General features: G+C 60.4%; 14 protein-coding genes. 7 read left to right on the top strand and 7 right to left on the bottom strand.

The window, feature by feature from the left end; genetic code table 11:
* Positions 1-91: 91 nt before the first annotated feature.
* Positions 92-838, top strand: a complete 747-nt coding sequence (locus tag TL5118_RS12340) for a rhomboid family intramembrane serine protease (RefSeq protein WP_058244524.1) — start codon at positions 92-94, stop codon at positions 836-838.
* On the top strand, positions 835-1,203 hold the full coding sequence (locus tag TL5118_RS12335; protein ID WP_106404210.1) for a GFA family protein: 369 nt from the start codon (positions 835-837) through the stop codon (positions 1,201-1,203). Before TL5118_RS12340 ends, TL5118_RS12335 begins: the two co-directional genes overlap by 4 nt.
* Before the next feature lie 81 nt (positions 1,204-1,284).
* On the opposite strand, the gene TL5118_RS12330 is transcribed toward TL5118_RS12335, so the two are convergent.
* Both TL5118_RS12330 and TL5118_RS12325 read right to left on the bottom strand, forming a co-directional pair.
* Entirely contained in the window at positions 1,285-2,079 is a 795-nt protein-coding gene (locus TL5118_RS12330) for an inositol monophosphatase family protein (protein ID WP_058244523.1), read from the bottom strand.
* Between the two features lie 231 nt (positions 2,080-2,310).
* Positions 2,311-3,216: a LysR family transcriptional regulator gene (locus tag TL5118_RS12325; protein ID WP_058244522.1), complete on the bottom strand. Its 906-nt coding sequence runs from the start codon at positions 3,214-3,216 to the stop codon at positions 2,311-2,313.
* Positions 3,217-3,316: 100 nt separating this feature from the next.
* On the opposite strand from TL5118_RS12325, the gene metF reads away from it, so the two are divergent.
* Positions 3,317-4,183: a methylenetetrahydrofolate reductase [NAD(P)H] gene (metF, locus tag TL5118_RS12320; RefSeq protein WP_058244647.1), complete on the top strand. Its 867-nt coding sequence runs from the start codon at positions 3,317-3,319 to the stop codon at positions 4,181-4,183.
* A 73-nt stretch (positions 4,184-4,256) separates the two neighbouring features.
* The gene (locus tag TL5118_RS12315) at positions 4,257-4,754 is read left to right on the top strand and encodes a PaaI family thioesterase (protein ID WP_058244521.1); all 498 of its coding nucleotides are present in this window, start codon (positions 4,257-4,259) and stop codon (positions 4,752-4,754) included.
* Here TL5118_RS12315 and TL5118_RS12310 read toward each other — a convergent pair.
* The 3 genes from TL5118_RS12310 to TL5118_RS12300 form a co-directional block, all read right to left on the bottom strand.
* Positions 4,751-5,821: a T6SS phospholipase effector Tle1-like catalytic domain-containing protein gene (locus TL5118_RS12310; RefSeq protein WP_058244520.1), complete on the bottom strand. Its 1,071-nt coding sequence runs from the start codon at positions 5,819-5,821 to the stop codon at positions 4,751-4,753. The two genes, TL5118_RS12315 and TL5118_RS12310, sit on opposite strands and share 4 nt — an antisense overlap.
* Positions 5,799-8,096 (bottom strand): xanthine dehydrogenase family protein molybdopterin-binding subunit, encoded by a 2,298-nt coding sequence (locus TL5118_RS12305; RefSeq protein WP_058244519.1) that lies wholly within the window; start codon positions 8,094-8,096, stop codon positions 5,799-5,801. The genes TL5118_RS12310 and TL5118_RS12305 overlap by 23 nt, the downstream gene beginning before the upstream one ends.
* A gap of 79 nt (positions 8,097-8,175) precedes the next feature.
* Positions 8,176-9,309: a type III PLP-dependent enzyme gene (locus tag TL5118_RS12300; RefSeq protein WP_058244518.1), complete on the bottom strand. Its 1,134-nt coding sequence runs from the start codon at positions 9,307-9,309 to the stop codon at positions 8,176-8,178.
* A gap of 117 nt (positions 9,310-9,426) precedes the next feature.
* Between TL5118_RS12300 and TL5118_RS12295 the strand changes: the two genes are divergently transcribed.
* Positions 9,427-9,861, top strand: a complete 435-nt coding sequence (locus TL5118_RS12295; protein ID WP_058244517.1) for an Lrp/AsnC family transcriptional regulator — start codon at positions 9,427-9,429, stop codon at positions 9,859-9,861.
* Between the two features lie 171 nt (positions 9,862-10,032).
* On the opposite strand, the gene TL5118_RS12290 is transcribed toward TL5118_RS12295, so the two are convergent.
* The gene (locus TL5118_RS12290) at positions 10,033-13,158 is read right to left on the bottom strand and encodes a valine--tRNA ligase (protein WP_058244516.1); all 3,126 of its coding nucleotides are present in this window, start codon (positions 13,156-13,158) and stop codon (positions 10,033-10,035) included.
* Between the two features lie 141 nt (positions 13,159-13,299).
* On the opposite strand from TL5118_RS12290, the gene TL5118_RS12285 reads away from it, so the two are divergent.
* Positions 13,300-13,629, top strand: coding sequence for a DnaJ family domain-containing protein (locus tag TL5118_RS12285; RefSeq protein ID WP_058244515.1), 330 nt, complete (start codon positions 13,300-13,302; stop codon positions 13,627-13,629).
* Between the two features lie 21 nt (positions 13,630-13,650).
* Here TL5118_RS12285 and TL5118_RS12280 read toward each other — a convergent pair whose 3' ends face one another.
* Positions 13,651-14,439, bottom strand: coding sequence for a crotonase/enoyl-CoA hydratase family protein (locus TL5118_RS12280; protein ID WP_058244514.1), 789 nt, complete (start codon positions 14,437-14,439; stop codon positions 13,651-13,653).
* 115 nt (positions 14,440-14,554) lie between these two features.
* Between TL5118_RS12280 and TL5118_RS12275 the strand changes: the two genes are divergently transcribed.
* A complete protein-coding gene (locus tag TL5118_RS12275) occupies positions 14,555-15,661 on the top strand; it encodes a pyridoxal phosphate-dependent aminotransferase (RefSeq protein ID WP_058244513.1) in 1,107 nt (368 codons plus the stop codon).
* The last annotated feature ends 6 nt before the right edge of the window (positions 15,662-15,667 follow it).

Here is a 15,667-nt window from a genome sequence, read left to right as displayed (position 1 = left end):
TGGCGCAAAATGGCCACGGATCAAGTCACGGCTTTGCGAGCGACGCTGAATTGCAATTGACCTTGCAGAGCCAAGCGCCGAATTTCGCGCCATGATACCCATCCGTGACCACAACCCGTCAAACCGCATCCCCTTTGTCACTTACACGCTCATCGCGGCCAATGTACTGATTTTTATCGGCTATTCCGATATGTTCTCAGACCCAAGGCGGCTGTTTGCCTTCTATGACGCCTGGGCGCTGTTCCCGGCGCGGGTCAGCCAGGGGCAGGATCTGCATGGGCTGTTTTCAACCATGTTTTTGCACGGGGGCTGGATGCACCTGTGCGGCAACATGCTGTTCCTGTGGATCTTTGGCGACAATCTGGAGGATGAGATGGGCCATGGTGGCTTCCTCGCCTTCTATCTGATGTCCGGGCTGCTGGCAGCTTTGGCGCATGTGGTGGCCGCGCCCTGGTCCACGGTGCCGACGGTTGGTGCCTCTGGCGCCATTGCCGGGGTCATGGGCGGCTATCTGCTGCTGTTCCCCAAGGCGCGTGTGGACATGCTGTTATTCATTGTGTTCCTGATCCGGATCTTCACGGTGCCGGCCTGGGTCATGCTGGGGTTCTGGTTTTTGTTCCAGATCATCTCAGGCGCGGGCACAGATCCCGAAGGTGGCGGCGTGGCTTACTGGGCCCATGCTGGCGGTTTCATCGCGGGGTTCATTCTGGCGCTGCCGCTTTGGCTACGGCGTGGTGGCACCCGCTATTGGCAAAGCCATCAGGGCCGGCCAAACCATCCTGAGGCCCGCTACACCTATTCAACCAGCCGCATCCCAACCGTTCGGAGGAAGAAATGAGTGATCCCTTGAAACTGACCTGTCATTGCGGCGCGGTGGAGATGCGGGTCACCCTGTCAGACGGGCTGAACACGGCGCGCCGCTGTGATTGTTCGTTCTGCCGCCGCCGTGGGGCGATTGCCGTTTCGGCACCGCTGGACGGCATTGAGATCCTTAAAGGGGCGGACAACCTGACGCTTTACACCTGGGGCACCGGAACCGCCAAACACCATTTCTGCAAAACCTGCGGCATCTACACCCACCATCAGCGCCGTTCAAACCCCAATGAATACGGCGTCAACGTCGCCTGTATCGAAGGGGTAAACCCGCGCGATTTGGGCGAGGTCGGCTGGGCCGACGGGGTCAACCACCCGTCAGATCGCTAAGCGGCAAAAGAAAACCGCCGCCGATCTTTCGGCAGCGGTTTCAACTTCGGCAGTCAACCGAAAGAGATGTGTCAGCGCAGCTTAGTCGCGGGCGCGCACGATCTTGGCAAAGCGTTCAAAGATGTCGTTGTTGGCAATCACCAGGTTGCCGTCGCGCAGCGGATCCTGACCTTCGCGGATCGGGCCGATCATCGCGCCCGCTTCGGTGGCGATCAGGGTGCCGGCGGCAATGTCCCAGATGTTCAGCTCACGCTCCCAGTAGCCGTCGTAGCGGCCGGCGGCAACATAGGCCAGATCCAGCGCGGCCGAGCCGAAACGGCGCACACCGGCACATTCCGGCATGATACGGGCCAGGTCCTGCAAGGTCGCAGGCAGGGTTTTCTTCGCCGCAAAGGGAATGCCGGTGGCAAAGACGGCTTCGATCATCCGGTGACGGCCCGACACACGCAGACGGTTGCTGTCATTCAGCCAGGCACCGGCGCCTTTTTCGGCGTAGAACATTTCGTCTTTGGCGGCGTCATAGACCACACCCGAGACGATCTGGCCTTTGTGTTCCAGCGCGATCGAGATCGCCCAATGCGGCAAGCCGTGCAGGAAGTTGGTGGTGCCGTCCAGCGGGTCGACAATCCAGCGACGGGTCGGGTCCTGGCCCTCTTCTTCGCCGCTTTCTTCACCCAGCCAGCCGTAGGTCGGGCGGGCGCCCATCAGTTCCTCTTTGAGGATCTGTTCGGCGGCCATATCGGCCTTGGAGACAAAATCACCAGCGCCTTTCATCGACACCTGCAGGTTCTCGACCTCACGGAAGTCCTTTACCAGGGACCGGCCTGCCTTGCGGGCGGCCTTGATCATGATGTTGAGATTTGCACTGCCTTGCATCGGTGAGGCTCCTCATTGTCCGGCGGGGGCGCGTGGACGCGCGTTCCAAGCCGTGCGTATAGGCCGGGTTTGCCTTTTTGCCAAGGGGGTTTCGCGTTGCGCGCGCTGCATAGCTGCGTTGCGATAGCGGGCCCATGGGACGGTGCTTGTGACCGCTGCGATTTGGGGGCGCTGCCCCCGGCCCTGCCGGGCCTCCCCCGGAGTATTTTGGGAACGATGAAAGCGCGGCTTTTACTGCCGCTGCAGCTTCACCGGTTCGGTCCGGGCCAGGCGGATGAAATGGGAAACGAAGGGGCGTGTGGCATCTTCGCTGCGCACCGCGGCATAGAGGCGTTTGGTCAGGCCGTTTTCGGTGATCGGGCGAGTGACATAATCCGAGGAATATTTGACCTCACGCACCACCCAATCCGGCAAGACAGCCACCCCGCGGTTGGAGGCCACCAGCAACAGGATCACCGCCGTCAGTTCCACCGGACGCTGGGCGGCGGGCTCTACCCCGGCTGGTGTCAGCAGTTCGGTGAAAACATCCAACCGGCTGCGGTCCACCGGGTAGGTGATCAGGGTTTCACCGGCAAAATCTGCGGCCTCAACATAGTCTTTCTGAGCCAGAGGGTGCGCGGCTGAGGCAACAAAGACCGGCGAATAGTCAAAGAGCGGGATAAACTCGACGCCGGGAATATCCTCCGGGTCGGAGGAAACGACCAAGTCCACCTCTTCCTTCTGCAGGGCGGGCAGCGCGTCAAAGGCCAGGCCGGGGCGGATATCCACATCCACCTCACCCCAGGCTTTGCGAAACTGCTCCAGCACCGGGAACAGCCATTCGAAACAGGCGTGGCATTCAATGGCGATGTGCAGCCGTCCGGTTTTGCCAGACAGGATGCCTTTGAACTGTTCTTCCAGTGCAGCCATTTCCGGCAGGATCTTCTCAGCCGCGGACAACAGGCGCCGCCCGGCGGAGGTCAGCTTCATGGGTTTCGAACGGCGCACAAACAGTTCGACCCCGGTCTGTTCCTCCAAGTGTTTGATCTGGTGAGACAAAGCCGACTGGGTGATGTTCAACTGATCCGCCGCACGGGCCAGGCCGCCCTCTTCATGGATGGCCTTGATGGTGCGTAGGTGGCGCAGCTCGATGTGCATTATGAACAAACCTCATCTTCACCTTGAGAATTATGAAGTTGTCTCACAAAGGCATTTTCGCGACAAGGGGACAACGCAGTTTTTCCGTCTGGAGCCCCCGATGACCGTGCCTTCTGTTTCGTTTGAGTTCTTCCCGCCGCAAAACCTGGAGGCCTCGTTCCGCCTGTGGGACACGGTGCAGGTTCTGGCCCCGCTGGCGCCGCGCTTTGTTTCAGTGACCTATGGCGCTGGCGGCACCACCCGGGATCTGACCCGTGACGCCGTTGCGACCATCCACAAACATTCGGGCCTGAAGGTTGCCGCACATCTGACCTGTGTGGAAGCCACCCGCGAAGAAACTCTGGCCATTGCAGAGGATTTCGCCAAGGCTGGGGTCAGCGATATTGTTGCCTTACGGGGGGATCCGCCAAAAGGGTCTGGTGGCTTCAAGGCCCATAATGACGGGTTCCGCAGTTCGGTTGAGCTGATCGAGGCACTCGCCCAGACAGGTCAGTTCAACATTCGCGTTGGCGCTTACCCGGAGAAACACCCCGAAAGCCCCGACCATCAGGCCGACGTGGAATGGCTGAAGCGCAAATTTGACGCCGGCGCGGATGAGGCACTGACCCAATTCTTCTTTGAGGCCGACACCTTCTTCCGCTTCCGCGACGCCTGCGCCAAAGCGGGCATTGAGGATAAGATCATCCCCGGCATCCTGCCGATCGAAAACTTCAAAGGGGCGCGCAACTTCGCCAAGCGCTGCGGCACCTCGGTTCCCGATTGGGTGGCTGAGGCCTTTGAAAAGGCCGAACGTGACGATCGCCATGATCTGCTGGCCACCGCGCTGTGCACTGAGCTGTGTTCAGATCTGATCGAAGGCGGTGTGGACAGCCTGCATTTCTACACGCTGAACCGTCCGGAACTGACCCGTGATGTCTGCCACGCGCTGGGGGTCACGCCGAAGGTCAGCCTGGAAAACGTGGCGTAACAGCCGCCCCTGCCCTCTTTACTGGCCAGGCCTACTGGGTCAGCCTCTCTGCCATAGGCAGGGAGGCTTTATCATGTCAGACAAGCTGGAACGTCGGTTCGCCGAAACACCGGAGGAGCTATGGGACACGGAGCGACTGTTGTCGATGTCTGGTCTTGAAGCGATGCAGAGCATTCTGGATGGCGACAGCGCTGGTCCGCCGATTGGCAAGCTGATGGGCTTTCATCTGTCGGAGGTGAGCGACGGCGAAGTCAGCTTTATCGGCAAGCCCGAATTTGAGGTCAGCAACCCAATGGGCACCGTGCATGGTGGTTGGTACGGCACCGTTCTGGACAGCTGTATGGCCTGCGCGGTGATGACCAAAGTGCCCCAAGGCTCGGTCTACACAACGATGGAGTTCAAAGTGAACATCATCCGCCCGATCCCACTGGGCACCGAGGTGCGCGCCACCGGTCGTGTGCAGCACGCGGGCCGCTCCAGCGGGATTTCCAACGGGGAAATTCGCGGGGTTGAGGACGGGCGGCTCTACGCTACCGGGTCAACCACCTGCATCATTATGAAACTGCGCTAACCCGTCGCCTGTTGGCCCGGCGCCACGGTTTCGCCAGCGCCATCCCCGGCGGCAGCACTGTCATGGACCTGTTCAGACAGGTCCTGACCAACATTCCGTTTCTTGCGCAGCAGGAACATTTTGCCCCAACCACTCCAGGTGCCGACCGATGGCGCTGCTGCGTCTTGCGGGAAAGTGGCGCGCCAACCTTCAGGCAGGGGCAGGCCGCAGTCTTCGGCGTTTTCCAGCATCCAGACCAAAGGGATATTGGACAACGGGCGCGAGGCCTCACGCCCAGAAAGCTGCCCGCCTACATCGCCATGCGAACCGCGGAACCAAACCTGTTCAACCCGGCAGGTGGTCGGGTGGTCACATGACCAAAGCACAGGCTCAAACACTTCGCGGGTCTCATCCAAGGCCAGCGCGTGGAACCCGTGTTTGACCGCTTCGCCCAGCTGATGTGAATGGAACCCGTGTTTGACCTCAGCCCATTTCCAGAAAAACGGAAGCCGGACGCCCAGCGCCTTTACTGTGTCCCAGACGCCGATCATCTCAATCTCAACCGCGTCATGGCAATAGGCACTGGTAAAGGCCGCTGAGGCCTCACTGCCCGGTGTGCATTGGTAATGACGATAGGCTGTCTGAATGTTGCGTTCTGTTGCATGTTCGGGCTTCAGCAGACCAACCTGATCGATCACCCCCCCAAGGGAGCGCACCGCATAGGCGCCACGGGAATAGCCCAAGAGAAAAATCTTATCCCCCGGCCGGTAGCGTGAGCACAGGTAGCCATAGGCCCGCCGGATCTGGCGATTGATGCCGCGCCCCATCAGGACGTCGGGGGCTTGTCGCCATTCGCTCCACTGCACCCCGGCCTCATAGTAGACTGAGACCGGCGCGCCCATCTGTGACACCAGCCGATAGGCCAGCCCCGCATTGGTTTCGCAACCGGGATCCAGCGAAGACATGGTACCGTCCAGAATGATCACATGAACAAGATTGCCGCGCGTGGCAACAACGGGGGACCGCCCCGACCAACGGCCGGGTTTGATCCACTCGATGAAGCGCTTAGCAAGTTTGTTCAGCTGCATCCTGCAAAAGTTCCCATGTTTTCAGCGGCGTCAGCGGCATATCCACATGCCGCACCCCGCGCGACCAAAGCGCATCCAGAACCGCGTTGGTACTAGAAGCCATTGCACCAACTGTGCCAGCCTCACCACAGCCCTTCATCCCCATCGGGTTGGCGGTGGAGGGCACGGCCTCAGTTGTGAAACCGATCATGGGCAAATCACTGGCCCGTGGCATGGCGTAATCCATGAAAGATGCCGTCAGCAGCTGCCCCTGATCGTCATGCACAACATGTTCCATCAAGGCCTGCCCGACGCCCTGCGCCACGCCGCCATGCACCTGCCCCTCAGCCAGCATCGGGTTGATGAGATTGCCGAAGTCATCGACCACGGTGTAGCGGTCCATGATGATCTGGCCGGTCTCAGGGTCCACCTCAACCTCAGCCACATGCGCCCCATTGGGGAAGCTGCGCGCCGGTAGGGTGGCCCGTGCCTCATGGCTGAGCAGATCGACCCGGCCATCCAGCCGCGCCATTTCAGCCGCCTCAACCAGCGTTGGCGTCAGGTTGGAGCCCGGCGCGCGGAAGGTTTCATGATCAAACCGAACTTCGTCCTCTGCCACGCCCATCTTTTCGGCCAAATAGGGGGTAAAGGCGGCCACCATCACATCCACTGTGGCCAGCATCGCATTGGCCTGCACCGTCACCGAACGGGATCCGCCTGTACCGCCGCCCGTCTCAATCCGATCACTGTCACCCTGCACCACCGAAATCAGATCCGGCGCGATGCCGGTCTGGTCGCTGAGGAAAGCAATGTAGGCCGTTTCATGGCCCTGCCCGTTTGACTGGGTGCCGACATAGATGGTCACGGTGCCATCCTCATTAAACTCAACCTTCGCTCCTTCCGAAGGATCGCCCAAAATGCTTTCGATATAGTAACAAAGCCCCATGCCGCGCAGTTTGCCCTGCGCCTCACTCGCTGCCCGGCGCGCAGCAAACCCCGCCAGATCCGACTGATCTGCGGCGGCGTTCAGCACCCGGACAAAATCCCCAACATCATAGGTTTCATCCGTCGCGGATTTATAGGGGAACTGATCCGGTTTGATGAAGTTGATGCGCCGCAACTCCCAGGGATCCACGCCCAGTTCTCGCGCCGCAATGTCCATCATCCGCTCCAACAGGTAAATCGCCTCGGGCCGACCAGCGCCACGATAGGCATCCACATAGGTGGTGTTGGTGTAGATCCCCTCAACGCGGATATAGGTATCCTGCACGTCATAGGTGCCCATCAACACGCGGGTGAACAGCTGGGTCTGCATGAACTGACCAAACTGGCTGTTATAGGCGCCGAGGTTGCACAGGGTGTGCACCTTATAGCCGATAATGCGGTTGTTTTCGTCAAAGGCCAGCGCCGCGTCAGAGGTCAGATCACGGGCGTGATGGTCTGACAACATCGCTTCATTGCGATCCGCCGCCCACATCACCGGCCGGTTCAACACGCGGGCCGCATGGGCAACGGCATGGTATTCAGGATACATCATCGCCTTCATACCAAACCCACCGCCCACATCGGGGATGGTCACGCGCACCTTGTCCTTCGGCATGTCGAGCATCCGGGCAATTTCATCCCTTGGGCCCCAGACCCCCTGCCCGCTGAAACAGACATGCAGGCGGTCGCCCTCCATCTCGGCGTAACAGCCGCGCGGCTCCATCGAGTTCACAATCACCCGGTTGTCACCCACCTGCATCCGCACCACCCGGGCCGCCTTGGCAAAGGCCGCGTCGGTCGCGGCCTCATCCCCCAGACCCCAGTCAAAGGCGCGGTTGTCCGGCGCCTCGGCATGGAGTGTAGCGCCGCCGACGGCGAGGTCTGTTTTGACCTCCAGATCCTCATAATCCAGCATCACCATCTCAGCCGCGTCACGCGCCTGATCCAGGGTTTCCGCAACGATCAGCGCCACTGGCTCCCCGACGAAGCGCACCACGTCACCGGCCAGCACCGGGCGGTGTGGCGCAGCAGCCGGGCTGCCATCGCGGTTGGTCTGGATCGAGGCCATCATGCCACGGGTCATGCCCGCAGCCACCAGATCAGCCCCGGTCAGCACCAGATGCACGCCCTCTGCTTCGCGCGCATCGCTGACATCCAGTTCGGTCACACGGGCATGGGCCACCGGCGAGCGCAGCACCACGGCGCGCAAATGACCCGCCGGGGCGACATCTTCCAGATAGCCCCCGGCCCCTTTGAGAAAACGGATATCTTCGACGCGTTTGACGGACTGACTTTTGCCAAACTTTTCCATGACATGACCCTGCGTATTATGCGTTGGTTAACCTTAAGGTTAACCTGCTACACAGCCATGTCCAGCGCTGTCGGGAAACCTATCCAGAAAGTGACGCAACGGTGATCGGTCGGCCCAATCCGTAACCATTGAAATCCGTTGCCAGCGACAGAGAATAAGCGCCCATGCCGTCAAACAGAACATAGTCGCCTTCCTGCAGGACATCCGGCAGCTCCACCGGTTCTGGCAGGCGATCAATGCTGTCACAGGTTGGGCCGAAAACCACCATCGGCTTTGCCGTTCCGGCGCGCCCCTGCCCTTCGGGCGAGACTGCGCGCACCCGCTCCACCGCGCACATGTCGCGAAATTCAAACAGGGCGCCATAAAGCCCATCGTTGAGGAACACGACGCCCTCTTCACGGATCGCTTTGACGCGAGTGGCGAGCGTAAAGGACTCAGCCACCATGGCGCGGCCGGGCTCACAGACCAGATCAGGCGCCTCATCGCCGAAAGCGGCGACGGTCGCGGCGCGAATGCCCACAAAGATCCGTTCCAGATCCGGGCTGGGGCCGGCGCGATGCGAGGCAAAGCCGCCGCCAACATTCATCCGCTCAATCCGCACACCAGCTGCCTTGGCGACATCGGCGGCCTCCTGAATATAGGCGGCCCAGGCGGCGGGATCCGCACATTGCGTGCCGGGGTGGAAACAGATTGCCGGGCGATAGCCGCGGCGCGCCACCTCTTTCAGCAGGGCAATGCCACCTTCAGGACCGACACCAAACTTGGCGCCGAAATCATAGGCCGCGCCCTTCACCGGCAGGGCCAGACGCACTGTGACCTCCAGATCGGTGCCCAAGGGGGCAAGCTTGTCCAGCTCTGACAGGCAATCGACTGAGGCAGAGGCGATGGCAAAAGACTTCGCCGCCTCCACCTCAGCAAGGGAGCGTACGGGATTGTTGTAATGCAGGGTCGCATCAGGGCAGACCGCACGCACCGCAGCCATTTCCGCGGGCGAGGCCACATCGAAAGAGGTGATGCCAGCCGCAACCAGATTGACCAGAACCGCCTCTGCCGGGTTTGCTTTGACGGCATAGGTCACCAGCCCCGGGAACCCCTCCATAAAGCGATGCGCGGTCTGCTGCAGCACCACCGGGGAGAAATACATCACCGGATGATCGGGCTGTTCGCGTTTCAGGTGGCGCTCGGGGCTCAGCCAATGGGGGTCAGGCCGCATGGATACCTCTTTTGGTCTTGGTCTTCTTTTAACGTCAGTATCGGCGGAATCTTTGTCAGTTCGCCCGGGCACCTTGATCGATTTGACAGATCTAGTCGTCTAATTTACTCCTGAATCATGCAGAATGACGACATCGATCAGCGCCTTCTTGCGCTTTTGGCGGAAAATGCCCGTATGCCCGTGGCACAGATGGCGCGCCGTCTGCATCTGGCGCGCACCACGGTGCAGGCCCGGCTGGAGCGGTTGGAGACCAATGGCACCATCGCAGGCTATACGCTGCGGCTGGGCCAGCCCGCGCAGCAACGGCTGCGGGCCACGGCGCTACTGTCGGTGGAGCCCCGGTCTGGCCCGGCGGTACTGTCCCGGCTTAAGGCGCTGCCGAATGTGATGCGGGTGCACACGACCTCGGGCCGGTTTGACATGATCGCCGAAATCAGCGCCGAGACCACCGAAGAGCTGGACGAAACCCTTGATTGGATTGGCGAGGCCAAAGGCGTGCGCAGTTCGGAAAGCTTGATCCAGCTGAGCACCAAGATTGATCGCGGGTTTTGAGCTAAGCCGCGCACATGGGGCTTTGCCCCCTTGGCCTGACGGCTAATTCACCCAGAGTTTTTGGGAAACGATGAAAGCGCCTTTCAATGATCACCAAATACTCAAAAACGTATCCCTGAAACAAAAAAGGGCCGCCCGAGGGCAGCCCTTGATGTGTAAACTGGTGCGGATTTAGTCCAGTTCGGCCAGACGCGACAGCGCGGCGTTGAGCTGGGCTTCTTCCTCTTCCCGCAGGGCCATGTTTTCGCGGGCCTCTTCAATCACCTCTTCCGGCGCCGAGGCAACGAATTTCGGGTTGTTGAGACGCCCTTTGAGACCGCCGAGTTCTTTTTGGATCTTGCCCAGTTTCTTCGACAGGCGCGCCTTTTCGGCGGCAACATCGATCAGATCGGCCAGCGGCATCACGATGGTGGCGCCTTTGGCGGCGATCGCGACGGAGCCTTTCGGGGTCGCCTCCGCCTCGGTCAGGGCCTCAACTCGGGCCATCTTTTTGATCAGCGCCTCGTTATTACCCCATGCTTCACGGGCGGCAGCATCCGCTTCGGTCTGCACCAGCGACACGAAGGCGCCAGCGGGCACGTTCATCTGCGCGCGCGCCGAGCGGATGTTTTCGATCACCGAGATCACCCAGGTGATTTCCGCATCCGCCGCCTCATCCACCAATTCGCCGCCATAGGTCGGCCAGTCGGCATGAACCAGCATCTTGGCGCGGGTACGGTTGGACCACAGCTCTTCGGTCATGAAGGGCATGATCGGATGCAGCAACATCAGCGACTGATCCAGCACCCAGCCCATGGTCTGCTGGGTTTCCAGACGCAGGTCCTCGTTCTGGAACAGCGGCTTGGTGAACTCATTATACCAGTTGCAGACCTTGCCCCAGAAGAAGGCATAAAGCGCCTGCGCGGCGTCGTTGAAGCGGAAATCGGTCAGCGCCCGATCCACGGTTTCCCGCACGCGGCCCACTTCGCCGATGATCCATTTGTTCACCGCATGAGTCGGTTCGGGACGGGTGGAACAGTCAACCTCAAAGACGCCGTTCATTTCCGCCAGGATGTGCGACTGCCACAGCTTGTTGCCAAAGTTGCGGTAGCCTTCGATCCGTTTCATGTCGAGTTTCAGCACACCCCCGATGGAGGCCATGGCCGCATTGGTGAAGCGCAGCGCGTCGGCGCCGTATTCATCAATGATGTCAAGGGGGTCCACCACGTTGCCGGTGGATTTCGACATCTTCTTGCCTTTGGCATCGCGCACCAGACCGTGCAGGTAGACGGTGTCAAAGGGGATATCGTCGACCACAGCCAGCTGCATCATCATCATGCGGGCAACCCAGAAGAACAGGATGTCCTGACCGGTGATCAGGGTTGAGGTCGGGAAGTATTTCGCCAGCTCCTCGGTATCTTCGGGCCAGCCCAGGGTTCCGATCGGCCAGAGGCCGGAAGAGAACCAGGTATCGAGGACGTCGGGGTCGCGCCAGACAGGATATTCCAACTTGGTGGGATCCTGATCGATCACATATTGCGCCAAGCTTTCGGCCAGGCGATGCATCGCCTCGGCCTTATCAGCAACCTCGACAATCGTGGCGTGATTGAGTGGTGCAGGGATATTGGCGTTATCGTCAAGGAACAACTCACTAACGCCGGCCAAGTCAGCAGCGCAACGCGAGACATCACCGCGATGCAACATGCCACCTTCGTTCAACAGCCGACCAATCTCGACCATGTCGAGGCCACCGTTGCCCTCATCATCTTTGAAGTCTTCAGCGCTGAGGTTCAGCCCATACCAAACCGGAATTTGGTGGCCCCACCACAGCTGGCGCGAGATGCACCAAGGCTCGATGTTTTCCAGCCAATGGTAATAAACCTTCTCACCACTTTCGGGGATGATCTTCACGTCGCCGTTTTTCACCGCGTCCAGCGCCGGGCCGACGATTTTGGCCGTATCCACGAACCACTGATCGGTCAGCATCGGCTCGATCACCACTTTGGAGCGGTCGCCGAAGGGCTGCATGATCGGCTTGTTCTCAACGTAGGGCACCACTTCGGTGACCTCGGTTTCATTGCCGTCTTCGTCCTTCACCGTTTTGGTCAGGGTCTGCATAACGGCCAGACCTTCGTCGGTGATCTCTTTCACCACGGCCTTACGGGCCTCAAACCGATCCAGACCGCGCAGGTAATCGGGGACCAGGTTGATCGCGTCCACTTCGTTTTCGGTGAACGCCGCGCCTTTGGCATGGGCCTGTGCTTTGCCGGCCTCCTCGGCGTAAGGCGCACCATCGGCGCGCATGCCACCGCGCATGTCCATCAGGCGGTACATCGGGATGCCACCGCGTTTGGCAACCTGATAGTCGTTGAAGTCATGGGCGCCGGTGATCTTCACCGCGCCGGAGCCGAAGTCCTTATCGGGATATTCATCGGTGATGATCGGAATCAGGCGACGGTGTTCCTTGGGACCAACAGGGATTTCACAGAGCTGTCCGACGATTGGCGCATAGCGTTCGTCAGAGGGGTGCACGGCAACGGCGCCGTCGCCCAGCATGGTTTCCGGACGGGTGGTGGCGATGGAGATGTAATCGCGCTCTTCCTCAAGGGTGACGTTGCCGTCTTCGTCCTTTTCCACATAGGTGTAGGTCGCGCCACCGGCGAGCGGGTATTTGAAGTGCCACATGTGGCCCGCCACCTCGATGTTTTCCACCTCAAGGTCGGAAATCGCGGTTTCAAAATGCGGGTCCCAGTTCACCAGACGTTTGCCGCGGTAAATGAGGCCCTTGTTGTACATTTCCACAAAGACCTTGATCACGGCATCGTGGAAGTTGCCATCGGCCTCAGCCGCGGGCGCGCCGGGGGCGCCCGACATGGTGAAGGCGGTGCGGTCATAGTCACAGGAGGCGCCCAAGCGCTTCAGCTGGTTGATGATGGTGCCGCCGGAGTGTTCTTTCCACTCCCAGACCTTTTCCAGAAACGCCTCACGGCCCAATTCGCGGCGCGAGGGCTGCTGGGTTTCGGCAAGGGTGCGTTCCACAACCATCTGGGTGGCGATGCCCGCGTGGTCGGTGCCCGGCTGCCAGAGCGTGTCATAGCCCTGCATCCGTTTCCAGCGGATCAGAATGTCCTGCAGGGTGTTGTTGAAGGCATGGCCCATGTGCAGAACGCCGGTCACGTTCGGGGGCGGGATCATGATGCTGTAGGTCGAGGCCTCAGGCTTGGCGTTTGCGCCCGCCTTGAAGCAGCCAGCCTGTTCCCAGGCAGTCAGCAACCGGGCTTCTGCCTCGGCTGCGTTGAAGGTTTTTTCCATCGCCATGATCGTGATCTCGTGTCAAATCCGTTTCAAAACCGTCTATCGAATTGGACCGCGAAGGGAAAGACGTTACTGTCGGCCTTGGCTGAGAAGGCAGCGTGCCTTCGGCGAGAGTATTTGTGCGATCATTGAAAGAGAGGGCACATGCGGGCGTTTCGTGAGTTGATTGAGCGACAGATCCTGAAAGCCAAGGCCGAGGGCAAGCTAGATGGGCTGGAGGGCGAAGGTGAACCGTTGCCTGAGCATCCAGAGGCCAGCGTGGTGGATCCGGCCATGGCGGCCGGTGTCCGCATCATGGCCGAAGCTGGCGCAGTTCCTGAAGAGTTCGGCCTGAAAGAGCTGCTGGCCGCAGCGCGCAAGGAATGGCAGACCGCATCTGGCGAGGCCGAGAAAAAAGCGATCATGGCAAAGATCGCCGATCTGGAAATGCGCTACAACATCGCGCGAGATGCGCGGCGCAAGTTCATGTCGTAACCCTGCGCCGGCGCTGAGGGGTTATTTAAAGACCGGCGCGCGCTTTTGCATGTTGGCGTTGATCACCTCCAACTGATGCGGTTTGCCGATCAGATCGGCCTGTTCGCGGCTTTCCAGATGCAGGATCGCGTCTTCATCATCTGACGTTTCCGCAAACTCCAACAGGCGTTTTGCGGCGCGGGTGGCGCTTGGGCTTTTCAGTGCGATTTTTGCAGCTAGATCCTGAGCGGCCTTCAGCGGATCATCCGACAGTTCGGTGACCAGCCCCATCTCCATCGCCTGCGGTGCCAGCACAGGATCGGCCGTGTAGGTCAGGCGACGCAGGTGATCGGCGCGCATCAGATGTGGCAGGGTCACCATGCCGCCCATGTCAGGGATCAGCCCCCACTTCATCTCCATGATGGCCAGTTTGGTTTCGGGATGAGCAATGCGGATGTCAGCCCCCGCCGCGATTTGCATGCCACCGCCGAAACACACCCCATGCAGCGCCGCAATCACCGGCACCGGCACCTTGCGCCAAACCAATGAGACCTCTTGAAAGGCATTGGCGTTGCCGTGCGTGCGCTTCATCACAAAATCTTCGGGATCCTGAGTGGCGAATTTGGCGAAATTCATCAGATCCAGACCAGCACAGAAGGCCCCGCCTTCGCCCGACAGCACCACGGCGCGGACTTCATCATTGTCCACCAGCGCCTCACCTGCGGCAATGATCGCCTCAACCATATCGGTGTCCAGCGCGTTCATCTTATCACCACGGGTCAGGGTGACATGGGCAACGTGGTTATCAATAACTGTGCTGACGCGGGACATTGGTGCTCCTCCGGAAAATCTGCGATCAGCTTGATCCTTGCAGCCAATGAAATCCAGCAGAACGTGACGGCAGGGCTCTCTTGCCCCGGCGTCGCCCGACCGCTATCGAGGAGCCATGACTGGACCACGCTACACCCCGCTGACCGAAAGCCTGCCTGCAACCGTGCCCTTTGTCGGCCCCGAAGCGCAGGAACGTGCCATGGGCCGCGCCTTTGACGCGCGCCTTGGGGCCAATGAAAACGTCTTTGGCCCCTCGCCCAAAGCAATCGCTGCGATGCAGGCCGCCAGCGCTGAGATCTGGATGTATGGCGATCCGGAAAACCATGATCTGCGCAGTGCCCTGGCGGCCGATCTGGGGATCACTCCGGCCAATATCGTGGTGGGTGAGGGCATTGACGGTTTGCTGGGCTATCTGGTGCGTCTGCTGATTGGCGCGGGCGATGCGGTTGTCACCTCAGAAGGGGCCTATCCGACCTTCAACTACCATGTCGCGGGCTTTGGGGGCCTGCTGCACAAGGTGCCCTACAAAGGTGACCACGAAGATCCCGAAGCGTTGATGGCCAAAGCCGCCGAGGTTGGCGCCAAGCTGGTCTATTTGGCCAATCCCGACAACCCGATGGGCACCTGGCACACAGGGGCTGAGATCGTCACCGCCTTGGACAAGCTGCCAGAGGGCGCGCTGCTGATCCTGGATGAGGCCTATGTGGAGTTTGCCCCCGAAGGCACCGCGGCCGAGATCGACATTGACGATCCCCGGGTGATCCGCATGCGCACCTTTTCCAAGGCCTACGGCATGGCCGGTGCCCGGGTTGGCTACGCGTTGGGGGCGGCGGAGTTGATCACCGCCTTCAACAAGATCCGCAACCATTTCGGTATGAACCGCGCGGCACAGGCCGGAGCATTGGCGGCCCTGGCGGATCAGGAATATCTGCACGAAACCTGCACCAATGTCGCCGCAGCCCGTGATGACATTGGCCGGATCGCCGCCGAAAATGGCCTGACTGTTGTGCCCTCGGCCACCAACTTCGTCGCCATCGACTGCGGCAGCGATGGTAATTTTGCCAAGGCAGTGCTGGACGCGCTGGTTAGTCGCGGTGTCTTTGTGCGGATGCCCTTTGTGGCGCCACAAAACCGTTGCATCCGGGTCAGCGCCGGACGGCCTGAAGATCTGGCCGCCTTTGCAAAAGCTTTACCGGAAGCCCTCGCTGAGGCCCGCGGCTAACCCCCC

Origin of the sequence: Thalassovita autumnalis, from assembly GCF_001458255.1 — a bacterium.
Taxonomy (GTDB): Bacteria; Pseudomonadota; Alphaproteobacteria; order Rhodobacterales; family Rhodobacteraceae; genus Thalassobius; species Thalassobius autumnalis.
The sequence above is the reverse complement of the archived record's forward strand: the minus strand, read 5'-3'. Positions and strand labels throughout refer to the sequence as shown.